General features: G+C 63.0%; 13 protein-coding genes. 11 read left to right on the forward strand and 2 right to left on the reverse strand.

The genetic code is table 11. The features are described from left to right. The first annotated feature begins 1 nt into the window (after position 1). The 6 genes from AC3WJU_RS05855 to ilvC are packed head-to-tail and all read left to right on the forward strand — an operon-like array spanning position 2 to position 5,152. Positions 2–691, forward strand: coding sequence for an RraA family protein (locus tag AC3WJU_RS05855; protein ID WP_306961655.1), 690 nt, complete (start codon positions 2–4; stop codon positions 689–691). Further along, the gene (locus AC3WJU_RS05860; protein WP_492259383.1) at positions 681–1,595 is read left to right on the forward strand and encodes an ABC transporter permease; all 915 of its coding nucleotides are present in this window, start codon (positions 681–683) and stop codon (positions 1,593–1,595) included. Before AC3WJU_RS05855 ends, AC3WJU_RS05860 begins: the two co-directional genes overlap by 11 nt. After that, positions 1,592–2,389, forward strand: a complete 798-nt coding sequence (locus tag AC3WJU_RS05865; RefSeq protein WP_492259384.1) for an ABC transporter permease — start codon at positions 1,592–1,594, stop codon at positions 2,387–2,389. Before AC3WJU_RS05860 ends, AC3WJU_RS05865 begins: the two co-directional genes overlap by 4 nt. 26 nt (positions 2,390–2,415) lie before the next feature. After that, entirely contained in the window at positions 2,416–3,222 is an 807-nt protein-coding gene (locus AC3WJU_RS05870) for a carbon-nitrogen hydrolase family protein (protein WP_492259385.1), read from the forward strand. Further along, positions 3,219–4,130, forward strand: a complete 912-nt coding sequence (locus AC3WJU_RS05875) for a creatininase family protein (protein WP_492259386.1) — start codon at positions 3,219–3,221, stop codon at positions 4,128–4,130. The genes AC3WJU_RS05870 and AC3WJU_RS05875 overlap by 4 nt, the downstream gene beginning before the upstream one ends. Next, positions 4,127–5,152 (forward strand): ketol-acid reductoisomerase, encoded by a 1,026-nt coding sequence (ilvC, locus tag AC3WJU_RS05880; protein WP_492259387.1) that lies wholly within the window; start codon positions 4,127–4,129, stop codon positions 5,150–5,152. Before AC3WJU_RS05875 ends, ilvC begins: the two co-directional genes overlap by 4 nt. A 915-nt stretch (positions 5,153–6,067) precedes the next feature. Here the strand turns inward: ilvC and AC3WJU_RS05885 are convergent. Next, positions 6,068–6,823, reverse strand: a complete 756-nt coding sequence (locus tag AC3WJU_RS05885; protein ID WP_492259388.1) for an NUDIX hydrolase — start codon at positions 6,821–6,823, stop codon at positions 6,068–6,070. Positions 6,824–6,931: 108 nt separating this feature from the next. Here AC3WJU_RS05885 and AC3WJU_RS05890 point away from each other — a divergent pair, with 108 nt between their 5' ends. Both AC3WJU_RS05890 and AC3WJU_RS05895 read left to right on the forward strand, forming a co-directional pair. Then, complete coding sequence (locus AC3WJU_RS05890) at positions 6,932–8,002, forward strand: SPFH domain-containing protein (protein ID WP_492259389.1); 1,071 nt, start codon at positions 6,932–6,934, stop codon at positions 8,000–8,002. Positions 8,003–8,011: 9 nt separating this feature from the next. Beyond that, positions 8,012–8,911 carry a diacylglycerol kinase catalytic domain-containing protein gene (locus AC3WJU_RS05895; protein ID WP_492259390.1) on the forward strand — a complete coding sequence of 300 codons (900 nt, stop codon included), beginning with the start codon at positions 8,012–8,014 and terminating at the stop codon, positions 8,909–8,911. 339 nt (positions 8,912–9,250) lie between these two features. On the opposite strand, the gene AC3WJU_RS05900 is transcribed toward AC3WJU_RS05895, so the two are convergent. Beyond that, positions 9,251–9,700 carry a type II toxin-antitoxin system Phd/YefM family antitoxin gene (locus tag AC3WJU_RS05900; protein ID WP_492259391.1) on the reverse strand — a complete coding sequence of 150 codons (450 nt, stop codon included), beginning with the start codon at positions 9,698–9,700 and terminating at the stop codon, positions 9,251–9,253. 539 nt (positions 9,701–10,239) lie between these two features. Here AC3WJU_RS05900 and AC3WJU_RS05905 point away from each other — a divergent pair. The 3 genes from AC3WJU_RS05905 (at position 10,240) to AC3WJU_RS05915 (ending at position 12,336) form a co-directional block, all read left to right on the forward strand. Next, entirely contained in the window at positions 10,240–10,416 is a 177-nt protein-coding gene (locus AC3WJU_RS05905) for a hypothetical protein (protein ID WP_492259392.1), read from the forward strand. Positions 10,417–10,515: 99 nt separating this feature from the next. After that, entirely contained in the window at positions 10,516–10,923 is a 408-nt protein-coding gene (locus AC3WJU_RS05910) for a hypothetical protein (protein ID WP_492259393.1), read from the forward strand. A 639-nt stretch (positions 10,924–11,562) separates the two neighbouring features. Further along, the gene (locus tag AC3WJU_RS05915) at positions 11,563–12,336 is read left to right on the forward strand and encodes a metallophosphoesterase family protein (protein ID WP_492259394.1); all 774 of its coding nucleotides are present in this window, start codon (positions 11,563–11,565) and stop codon (positions 12,334–12,336) included. The last annotated feature ends 271 nt before the right edge of the window (positions 12,337–12,607 follow it).

A 12,607-nucleotide genomic window follows, 5' to 3' on the forward strand; every position in this document is an offset into this window, starting at 1 on the left:
CATGCCAATCATCGAACGCCCGAATGGCGCACAGATCACCCCGGAGCTGAAGTCAAAATTGGCGCGAGTCAGTTACCCGACCCTTGGCCATTTCCACGAACGCGGTTTCGTGGAACCCGAAATCCGGTCGCACCTTCCCGGCAGCAAGATTCTGGGACGGGCAGTAACTGTCCAGATCCCCGGGCTGGATTCGTCCCTCATGCACAGGGCAGTAGCCCTCCTTGAACCGGGCGACGTACTGGTCGTTTCCACAGGCGGTGACCGCAGGCACGCGCCGGTCGGGGAGGTCGTCGCCCATGCGGTCAAAGTCGCGGGAGGGTCCGCCATCGTTATTGACGGTGTTATGACTGATCTCAACGAAGTCGCCCGTATCGGACTCCCAGTCTTCGCACGGGGAACAAGCGTGCTCACGACAAAGCTTATTGGCGTGAACCAGGGCGGGGTCAACGTCCCGGTCAGCATCGGCGGCGTGGCAGTCTGCGCCGGCGACATCATCCTCGCGGACGACAACGGAGTGCTCGCACTCCCGGCATCGGACGCCGAAATCATCATCGACGAGGCGCTCGAATCCGATGCCAAAGAGAACATCCTCATCCGCAAGCTGGACGAAGGAACTCCCCTCCCGGATGTGACGATCGCCAACCGGGTCCTGTCCCCGCACCTCGGAGTGGCTGCAGACCATGTCTACTAAGGAACTGAACCGGCCCGTCGTGGCCGCTCCGGGTAGGGCCTCCCGCGGGCTGGCCCCAATCTGGTCAACAACCTTGAAGCTCGCTCCCGGCCTGCTTCTCATCGGTGTCATCTTCGGGGTCCCGCTCGCTTGGCTGCTGAGAATGTCCTTCAATCAGTCCGAGGCCGGGGGCATCATTCATGACGGCTTCGCGTTTGATTCCTACGCCGGATTCTTCAACAGCACGTTCAACCTGGGCCTCATCGGACGAACCCTGTACCTTGGTGTCGCGGTGACGGCCGGGGCTTTCATCCTTGGATTCCCGCTTGCGCTCTTTCTTCTCCGCACACAATCCCGGTGGAAGAGCGCCCTTCTGGTGCTCGCCCTGGCTCCGCTTCTGACCAGCGCAGTGGTCCGTACCTTCGGCTGGATGGCCATTCTCGGGGACCAAGGCATCGTCAACGAAGTACTTTTGGGGACCGGCGTTATCTCCGAACCAATCAAGCTCGCGAACAACGAGGTAGGTGTCATCATCGCCCTGGTTGAGATCCTCATGCCCTACATGATCCTCAGCGTTGTCACGGGTTCTTCCAGGCTCAACGACACCGCAATGGAGGCATCGGCGACATTGGGAGGAAGTCCTGTCCGCACCTTCTTCCGCGTGGTCCTGCCCCTCACCTTGCCCGGGATCCTTACGGGATGCCTGCTGGTCTTCGTCCTGACTATCAGCTCCTTCGTCACCCCGGCGCTCGTGGGTGGGGGAAGGGTCTTTACCATGGCCACCGAGATCTTCGATCAGGCTGTGAACTCATTGAACTGGCCGCTGGCTGCCGCTATTTCCTTTATTCTCATGACCCTCTTTGCCGGCGTGCTGGTGGGCTACCAGCGCATCATGAACCGCTTGGATTGGAGCCGTTCCTCATGACAACAAGTGTCCTTGGCCGGTGGCCTGTCCGCCTCGGTGTCACACTGCTGTTCCTGTTTCTGCTGGCCCCCATCATCATCACGGTCATCATTTCGTTCTCCGCCGACGATTTCCTTCAATTTCCGCCCAGCAGATGGAGCCTGAAGTGGTACCAGGCCCTGTTCGCCAACGGCGGAGGCTTCGCAAGTGCCCTGCAAGTCAGCGTTTTGGTCGCCACGGGCTCATCCGTCCTTTCGGCCGCGGTTTCCATACCGGCCGCGGTGGCCCTGTCACGCGGCAAGTTCCGCGGACGCCAGGCGGTTGAAAGCATCTTCCTGGCACCACTGCTCGTCCCCGCGATCGTCGTCGGGCTCGGCCTGTTGCTCGTCTTCAGTCCGCTGGGGCTCAAGGGAACGTACCAGGGCCTGATTCTTGCCAACGCAGGCCTGGTCATCCCTTACGTTATCCGGACTACCTTGCTGAGCCTGACGACGATGGACGCACGGTGCGAAGAAGCAGCCCAAACGCTGGGAGCGTCGCCCGCCGTCGTCTTTCGCACGGTGACACTGCCCCTGATACTCCCCGGAGTGTTGTCGGGATTTGTCCTGGCCTTCCTGCTCACCTTCGATGAGGCCGTCGTGAGCCTGTTCCTGGTGTCCAGCAGGGTCAAGACGCTGCCCATCGCAATGTTCGACTACGTACAAACCAGGACCGACCCACTCCTCGCCGCCGTCTCGACCATGCTGATCGTCTTGAGCATCGTCATCGTGATCGTAGTGGAACGGCTCGTTGGCCTTCGTCGAGTCCTGCGCTAGCGAACCCCTCTTCCGAAAGAATGAACATGTCCCCGAAAGTAGCAGTCGCGCAATTCAGCGCCGGCACCGACAAAGCCCAGAACCGCAAAAACATCGCGGCCCTCATCGCCGAAGCAGCGTCCGAAGGATCCGACCTCGTTGTCCTGCCGGAAAACGCCATGTACAGCCACCCCGATTCCTCAGTGGATCTCTACCCGTTCTCCGAAGACCTCGACGGCGAATTCACCCGCTTCCTTCAGGCGGCCGCCCGGACCAACCGTCTGTGGGTGGTCGCCGGCATGACCGAAAGCATCCACGCCACACGCAAGGTCCACAACACCGTCCTGGTAGTGAATCCGGACGGGGCGCTGCAGGGTACCTACCGCAAGATCCACCTCTACGACGCCTTCGGCTACCGGGAGTCCGATTCAGTGCAGGCCGGGGAACTGGACGGACCAACCACTTTCTCCATCGGTGGCACAACCTTCGGGCTCATGACCTGCTACGACCTCAGGTTCCCTGAGTCCGCCCGCAGGCTCGTCGACGTCGGTACGGAAGTGATCGTGATACCCGCGGCCTGGGTTGCCGGGCCGCTGAAGGAAGAACACTGGTCAACCCTCCTCCGGGCGCGGGCAATCGAAAACACCGTCTACGTAGCCGCTGCCGGACAAACCGGCCCCGTCTGCGTAGGCCGGTCGGTCATCGTGGACCCCGCCGGCGTCGTCAAGGCCGACGCCGGACCGCAGCCCGGACTGGCTACCCACCTGTTGTCGGCAGAACGGCTCGCGGAAGTACGAAGAGTGGTTCCCGTCCTCGAACACCGCCGCTTCTTCCTGGAAGGGCACGGCAAATGACTCCATCGCCTTCCCGCCTGGTCACGGAACGCCCCGGCCCGGATGGACCTCGCCTGCTCGGGGCAATGAGCTGGACCGAAGCAGCTGAAGCAGCCAAGGAAAACCCTGTGGTCCTGCTGCCAATCGGAGCCATTGAACAGCACGGTCCGCACCTCCCGTTGGACGAAGACGCTCTCATCGCCGACTATGTCGCACGGCAAATCTCCTCCGCAACAGGAGCCGTTGTTGCCCCGACCATTCCCTACGGCCACTCACACAACCTGCGAGGCTACGCAGGCACCATCAGCCTTCCTCAAGGATTGTTGACGGATGTGGTTGTTTCCATCGGGTCCGAACTCGCCCGCCACGGATTCAAACGACTCGTGTTGGTGGACGGCAACGGCGGAAATCTCGGGGCCACCGCGGAGGCGGCATACATTCTCCGGGACCGGTTCGGTACGCCTGTCGGAAGGCTCTACCCGTGGGGTCTCGGCTATTCCCTCATGAGGGACGCCTACAAGAACCCGGACAAGGTCTACGGACACGGCGCAGAACCGGAAATGTCGGCCATGATGGAGCTCTTCCCCGACGAAGTCAGACTCGACCGCCTCCCCACGCCCGCACTGACAAAGCTCGGAGGGTGGCAACCATCCAGCTACACCCAGGCCCTCATCCCCCCGAACGACCTGCCCGGAGAAATCTTCTGGGACTTCTCCGAAATCTGCCCAACCGGAGTCACCGGAGACTTCAGCGAATCATCAACGGACATGGGCAAAATCTGGGTACAACGCGTCATCGGTTTCTGCGTCGACTACGTACGCGAATACGACCGAAACACCTCAGCCACGAAGGATCCGGTCACTCCGACTCCATACCCGCCAGCGGCCAGACCCGCCCCGACCACAATCACAGTAGGAAGCCGACCATGAGCAAATTGTTCTACGACGAGGACACCGACCTCTCGATCATCCACGGCCGCAAGGTGGCCGTCATCGGCTACGGTTCCCAAGGCCACGCCCACGCCTTGAACCTTCGCGACTCCGGTGTGGACGTCCGCGTCGGCCTCAAAGAAAGCTCCAAATCCAAATCCAAGGCTGAAGCGGAAGGACTGAGGGTCCTCACCGTGGCCGACGCCGCTGCCGAGGCGGACGTCATCATGATCCTCGTCCCCGACCAGGTCCAACGCTTCGTCTACGCAGATGACATTGCTCCGAACCTGAAGGCCGGCGATGCCCTGTTCTTCGCTCATGGCTTCAACATCCGCTACGGCTACATCCAGCCGCCATCCGACGTCGACGTCGCCCTGGTCGCCCCAAAAGGCCCGGGACACATCGTGCGCCGCGAATTCGAAGCGGGCCGCGGTGTGCCCGACCTGATCGCAGTCGAGCAAAACGCCTCCGGCAACGCCCGTGACCTGGCCCTTTCATACGCCAAAGCAATCGGCGGCACCCGCGCGGGAGTCATTGAGACCACGTTCGCCGAAGAGACCGAAACGGATCTCTTCGGCGAGCAAGTAGTACTTTGCGGCGGAACCGCCCAACTGATCCAATATGGCTTCGAGACCCTGACCGAGGCCGGGTACAAGCCGGAAATCGCCTACTTCGAGGTCTTGCACGAGCTCAAGCTGATCGTTGACCTGATGGTCGAAGGCGGCATCGCGAAACAGCGCTGGAGCGTGTCCGACACCGCCGAGTACGGCGACTATCTCTCCGGCCCCCGCATCATCACACCGAACGTCAAGGAAAACATGAAGGCCGTTCTCGCCGACATCAAGAACGGCGTATTCGCTACGCGCTTCATCGACGACCAGGACGCCGGCGCCCCGGAGTTCGAAGCTCTGCGCAAGAAAGCCGAGTCACACCCGATCGAGGCCACCGGCCGCGAGCTCCGCAGGCTGTTCTCCTGGGTCCAAAGCGACGACGACTACACAGAGGGCACCGCAGCCCGCTGACAACAGCGGTCAACCGCGGACTGTCCGTGGCCTTCTGAGACGTGCATCGCCCGTGGTCTGGCACCCGGGTGATGCACGCCCCGGAAACTACAACGCTTGAATGGAACTTACCTCAAGCCGAGGAAGTCGGTACCATCCGCGCACATCCTGCTCGACTGACGCGACTCTGCAGGACCTCGTGGCCATTTCACACAGGCGTGACTTGAGAGACACGGCGTCGTATTCATGGACTAGTCAGGTCCCCGCCGATTGTCGGGCAGGAGTCAGCCACTGCGAGTTCTTGCATTTGGCGCAACCCGTCCGGGTCGGCTGGCCACAATGGACGCTTCGTCCCCCCGACGTTCCAAGGCCGCCCGTCCGTGGCCTTGTCCCCAAATCCGCCGGCCATTCCGGGATCCCTGCGCTCAAGGCTTCCTCCGCCCTGAGCCCGGCTTGGGCGATCTCCCCACGCATTTCGCAACGGCGACGTCATAGCAGAGGACTTTTTCGGCGCCCGTAGACTGACGTGACCAGACGAATCCGCGGCGGCAATTCATACCTGCGCTGCTGCGGGGGATCGCCTTGGGCCGTCCCGAGCCGAAGTACGCCTCGATCTCGAAAAGGGGAGATCGCCAGGGCTCGTCTCTCTCCTTTTTGGCAGGGGTCCTTCCAGCCCTTTTGCGTAAGCACGTCCGGAAATCAATCCGTCCGGGCTTTCCTCTGGGTCTTTTTCGCCAAGGCCCTCTTCATCGGGGTCGTGGATCGGCGGTTTGTTCGGCCGTGTTGGAGATGTTGCCGAGACGCTGATTTCCCATTGCTCCGTCCAGCCTGAAGTGCCCGACGCTAGTTTTAGGTCGTCAAGCCATCGAGGCTCTAGTGACGGGAAGCTTCCGGTCCTGACACATTGGGCTTGCCGCCGACAATGCTCGATAGTGTTCAAGGAAGACTGAACTCGGCGTCACCCGGAGGCCGCATTAGTGGCGGATTGAGCACGGCCCGTACTGGCTGACCCACCGAAGGACGCGCTGCGGGTGCCACCCGGTAGAGCGTCGCCGGACGGCTTGCATCGCCCGTCGTCATCCTTCCGGTATTTTCGAGGAAACCTGGGGTTCCGGTGGCTTTGCGGTGGAAGTTCCGGGGGTCCAGGCGCGTCCCCCATACGGCTTCATACACGGCGCGGAGCTGGGCGATGGTGAATTCCTCGCCACAGAACGCCGCCCCGAGGGGCGAGTACTCGAGCTTTGATTTCGCCCGTTCCAGGGCGTCGGCAAGGATGCGCTCGTGGTCGAAAGCGAGCTGAAATTCACCATCCAGAACCTGGCTCACAGGGTACCAGGCGGCGTGTTCGGCGTCGCTCCCGGCGGACAAAACGGGGAAGTTGGGTGCGAGGAGCAGGTGCGCCACGGTGAGCACGTCCCCGCGCGGGTCCCGCCCCTGCGGACCATAACTCCCCAGTTGCTCTAGATGGCCCGGGATCTGCTCGACACCGGTTTCCTCCGCCAGTTCACGTCCCGCCGCCGTCAGCAGGTCCTCTCCGGCCAGCACGAACCCGCCCGGCAGGGCGAGTGCGCCACGGAAGGGCTTGATGAGACGGGTGATCAGCAGCACCTTCAGGACGTCCTCGGAGACGGTAAGGGCGATGACGTCGACGGTCACCGGGAAGCGGGCGGGCGCCGGGTAGGACTTAGGCATGACCCCATCCTAGGTAGTTATCGTCACCTTGACAATAACTCGGAGGCGAGCCTATCGTCTTGTTATCGTCAGACTGACGATAACATTTTGAATGGTTAGGAGAGTCCCATGGCCAGCATCACGCGCTACCCCTGGATCAGCCACTTCCTGGGCAGCCCCACCGGCTACGTCGTGCACCTGCAAAAAGGCGCCGTCAGGCACCAGGGGGTGGGCCAGGCGTTCTGGTACCGGCCGGTGAACTCTGTGCTCAGCGAGATTCCCGTCGATGATCAGGAACTGCCCACGCTCTTCCACGCCATCACCCGCGACCACCAGGATGTGAGCGTCCAGGCCAACGTGACCTACCGCTTCATCGACCCCGTCGCCGTGTCCACCCGGCTCGACTTCGCCGTCCAACCCGCCGACCCCTCAGCTGGCACGGTGCAGGCGACCGGAAAGGAGCAGGTCGCCACGATCATCGGCCAGTTGTGCCAGAGCCACGCCATCGACCAGATCGCCACCACCACCCTCGCCCAGGCTCTCGAGCGCGGCGTCAGCCAGCTCCGCACCGTCCTGACCGACGCCCTCCGGGTGGACGCCCGGCTGGCGTCCACCGGCATCGAGATCCTCGGCGTGCAGGTCCTGGCGGTCCGGCCGGAGTCCGACGTCGAACGGGCCCTCCAGACGCCGGTCCGCGAACAGCTCCAGGCCGAAGCAGACCGGGCCGTGTACGAACGCCGGGCCGTCGCCGTCGAGCGCGAACGGACCATCTCCGAAAACGAAATGGCCAGCCAGATCGAACTCGCCACCCGCCGGGAACACCTCGTCGCCCAGGAAGGCGCCAACGCACGGCGGGAAGCCGAGGAAAAGGCCGCCGCAAGCCTCATCCAGGCCCAGGCCTCCGCTGAACGCCAAGGCATCAACGCCTCCGCCGAAGCCAACCAGATCCGCCTCGTGGGCGAGGCAAACGCCGCACGCGAGGCAGCCACCATGGAGGTCTACCGGGGCATGGAACAAGCCACCCTGCTCGCGCTGGCCCTGCGCGAGGCAGCCGGATCCCTGCCCAACATCGGCAACCTCACCATCACCCCCGACCTGCTCAGCGGCGCCCTCGCCGGACTAATCCAGAGCCCGGCAAGCAGCGCTGTCCCCGCCGCGGCCGGGACGGCGGCCGGCACCACCGGCCGGGCCGGGAAGTAGGCTCCCGCCGTGGCCAACCCCCGCCTCGTCATCGTCCACCGGCGCACCGAACTGCAGGAACTCCTGGACCGGCACGCCACCCGCGGTCAAGCCGAATTCTTCCTCCGCACCAGAGGCCGCACCATCCAGGAAGTCCAATACCACCACGACCGGTCCACTACGGCCCTGGCAACCACCCGCACCGCGGTCCCCGCCGAATGGCGACACGCCGACGTTGAACGGGCGGACCTCAGCCGCTTCCTGTTCACCGCCGAGGACATCATCGCCGTCGTCGGCCAGGACGGGCTCGTGGCCAACACGGCCAAATACCTCAACGGCCAGCCGGTGATCGGAATCAACCCGGAGCCGGGGATCATCCCGGGTGTCCTGGTCCGGCACACCCCCGACGCAGCAGCGAAACTGATACAGGACGCCGCCCCGGCCGGCCCCGTGAAGCAACTGCCCTGCCAGGAACTGTCCACCGTGACGGCACGGCTCGACGACGGCCAGGAACTCTCCGGACTCAACGAGATCTTCATCGGCCACGCCTCGCACCAATCGGCCCGGTACCGGCTCACGACCCCGGACGGCCAGACAGAACGCCAGTCCTCCTCCGGGCTGATCGTCTCCACCGGAACGGGCGCCACGGGCTGGTGCGCGTCCATCGCCCTCGAACGCGGAGGACGCACCTTGCCCGCCCCGGCGGATCCCCGGCTCGCGTGGTTCGTCCGCGAAGCCTGGCCCTCCCCGATCACGGGAGTCTCCCTGACCGAAGGTGCCCTGGAGGCGGGCGAGACCTTGCGGATCACCGTGGCCTCCGACCAACTCGTGGTCTTCGGAGACGGCATGGAAGAAGACCGCCTCACTGCATCCTGGGGGCAGGAAATCGCCGTCCAGCTGGGCGAACGACCACTCAGGCTCGTGGCGTAAAGAAGCGTTACCGGCGCAACCCCTAGCGGCGCACCTGTCGATTGGCCCGGGATCGTTTCCGCCCGGGCGATCGTCCATGAGGCTTGCTTTCACTCGCCGTCAAGGGCCCCGGAAGTATAAAGAATATAAAAGGTATGAAAGGTATAAAGGCGTATAAAAGGTCCAACAGCGACAGGAGTGGATCCGCCCATCAAAGTGAGGGCAGCGGCGGCTGAAATTGCCGCACCGGATGAACGCTGCCAGCCGTTCACTCCGGGCCTGGACGGTCTGCCCGATGCGGCCATTGCCTCAATGACGTTGGCGGTGTCAGCGCCCGGTACGGTGTGAAGGCTCGCTGGCTCAAATGCCAAGCTCCTTCCTTAGCTCACCGGCCGGGCGCGAGGGCCGACCGGCCTCAACCCAAGCCTTGGCTGCGGCGGTGTCCTGGGCGGTCTCGTACGTCTCCAGCGCCTCGGCATCGCCGACGCTGATCACGACGGCGACCAAACGGCCGTTGCGGGTCACGCCGATTCGCTCACCTCCGTAGCTGACCCGTCCCACCACGTCGGCCAGGTGGCTTCGAAGCCCGCGGGTGCTTATTTCCCTCGTCACGGCTTCCATGCGCACCACGATACTCCGCGGTGTACTGCCCGATGGAGTGTCTGAAGCTGTCCACGAGATCCTTACGCGTGATCCGTGCCAGAGCCATACGGCCTCGGCACCTACCGTGGTGAGCTTTGTCGCCATCTGCCGGAGCATCCGGTCAAAGGCGTCGGTGCGCAGATGGTCGATCAGGGAACGTTCGGGCACAGGTACACAGGTTGAACGGAAGGCCCCGAAAGCTTCCTCGCGCTGGATCGTGTGGAGAAGCAGTTGGTCGGTGGAAGTGTCGTAGCCATCCCGCCCCCGAGGGACGGCATCCGCAGGGCAGCCTTCGCTGATTGGAAAACTCCACACACCAATGTCATCACTGAGAACCCCGACAGCGGTCGCCAATTGTGCAAAGCACCTTTGCACAATTGACCTATCAGCTGCGATGGCGTTCGGTGGAACAAAGCCGGACCGCGGGAGCCCGGAAGCAACCCACCAGTGATCGGGTCTAGGCTAGTCGCCATGGAAGACGCTGTCGTCGATACCTCCGGCGGCCGGGATAACCATGCAATGGCAGGCCGGATGTTCGTCCCAATGACTCCGGATATTTGCTGCCGCGGCTTCAGGGATTCGCGACATTCCGTCCAGGCCCGCGGGCCCCTGGACCATCTCACCAACAGTGATGGTCCCCACCATTTGCCCCTGGGCAGCTTCGGATCATTAGACGAGGCATATTCCGATGAAGGGAGGGAAGATCAGTGGAGGAAAAGCCATTCCTGACCAGGGACAACGTGCATCGCATCCGGGCCACCGTCGACGCGGACTATGAACGCGACGTAAAGAACCTCACCGACGAGACGACGGATGACCTCCGGCACATTCAGGTCGCGCCTCCGGCACCGGAATCCGAGACCTCATCGGGCGAAATGCTGTAAAGATGCCGGAGTCCTGGCTAATCCCGCGCCGCAACCGCAGCGGCTACAAATGGGGACTCCATACTGCGGACGGGGGTCGGTCTTGGTTATCGTGTGATCATGGCCATGACGGACGAACACCGGCTGAGCTCGCGGAGGACTGCCGAGATCATCAGTCGCGAGTTGGCGAACGGCGACGTTGATTTCGCCTTCCGGACCATGGTCACCGCCATCGCCGACTTCCGTCAGACGTCACCATCGAATCATGAGGATTTCCTGATAGCTCCGGGCTCCACCGGATCCCTGCGGTGGGACACCCTGCTTGCCGCGGTCATTGGCCGCGAATGCGATCGACTCGGAATCTCTAAGCCTCCCTGGACCCAACCGAAACCCTTGGCGGAGGAATGGGTTGTCACTGTCCTGCCGAACGCCACGGGGCGGTGGCTGGCCAGAATCAAGTCCGGCACCCCGGCTGAGTTCTCCCGCCTGGGCATTTGGGTCCATGTCCGGGATCTGGAGAGCATGTAACGCGGCCCGTCGAGCCTTTTGCTCGTCTGGGCGTGGGGTTCATCCCGCGGCAACGATGACGTGCCGACTCGGGTTTTCCTGGGTCTTCAACTCACGCCTGCTCTTGGCCGGGAGCTGCACGCCGTTTAGTATGTGATGTAGAAGGGCCGACCGGCCTCCTAACCAATCGACCCTTCGGATGTGGAGCGTCACTAACGCCAGTAGTGGTCAATAATTCTGACCACTAAGGGCATCAGGGCCGAGATGAGCACCGCACAGGTTGTCAGCCAGCGGCGGGCTTTCTCGGCCCTTCCCGCAAGCATCCGGGACGAGCTTCTTCACGTATTTCCGTGACGAGCCCGGAGTCCTGTGATCAGTTGCGATTCGCTGCCCGTCATGATGCCGTGGTCGCAGAACCCCCACCGGGTCGCCCCATCGGTTTCCTCGCGAGCCCAAGGAAGATCGCCCCCCCGGGGCATCGTCGTCCATGCAACCCAGACGTTCTTTCCACCGCATCGGTTGAACATCGGGCCGCTTGGGTTTCGCCATTCTCCTGTCCGGCTTAAACGTGGCGCCGCGACCCCAAGCAACCCAATGCCTGAGAGGCGCTGTCCTAGCCACACCTGAGGCAATCCAGACCGGCGTCCGTATGCTGGTTAAATGTTGGATCCAAGACCGATCGCAATTTTCGGTGACTGGCACGGGAACGCGGGGTGGGCGCTGACCGCAATCCGGTCCGCGGCCCGCGAAGGTGCAATCACGATGTTCCACGTCGGCGACTTCGGCTTGGACTGGCCCGGGCGGAAGCGCGGACGCTACGAGGACAATCTGAACAGATACCTTGTCGGCCTCGGGGCCAACCTTGTTGTTTCCGGGGGGAACCACGACAACTGGAAGACCCTTAACGAACTTCCCGTCGACGCGGACGGGACAGCGTTCGTGCGCTCCAACATCCGCGTGTTGCCGCGGGGTGGCCGCACGCAGGTCGACGGCCTCGTCGTCGGCGCCCTAGGCGGGGCCTTCAGCGTGGACTACGAGCACCGGACCGAAGGCAAAGACTGGTGGGCCGATGAGGAACCCACACCGGAAGAAGCAAGAACGCTCATAGCCGGCGGGCCATTGGACATCCTCATCACCCACGACGCACCATCGGGAGTCTCTCTTAAGAGCCATTTTGAAGTCGGGGCCGAGCTGGGCTCAAAGGCGGAAAGAACCCGCCTCCTCATCGGCGAGGTTGTCAACACGCTCGCCGTGCCGCATCTTTTCTGCGGGCACTGGCACCAACGAAGCACCCACCGGGTGCCCCACCGTGACGGAACCACTACTAGGGTGGATGTCCTCGACATGGAGTACTCCCGAGAAGGAAATGGTGTGCTTGTATGGCCGGGCAGACTGCCGCTGCGCATTGAGCCTCTCGCCATCCGCGGTTACTGAGGCACGGCGAAGCCCACGAGGTCGTCGGCGAACATAGAGGCCATCGCTACTGCCTTTGGGACCGCTGAATGAAGAAAGACTCTGCGCCGGTTGAGTTGAAGGCTACTACCGGCTTGTTGTTCCTCCCTCCGGAGTTGAAGCGGGCTCCCAGCCTTAGTCCGGCGAGCGAATTGTGGGTACGAGCGAAGCGGGCTGGCGACTGAATACCCCTTGTTCAAGAGACGTGACACTGCAATCACGCTTGAAGCGGAGGCCGACCTGCTCTTTCGCT

Source organism: Arthrobacter sp. FW306-1B-F12A (assembly GCF_058781865.1).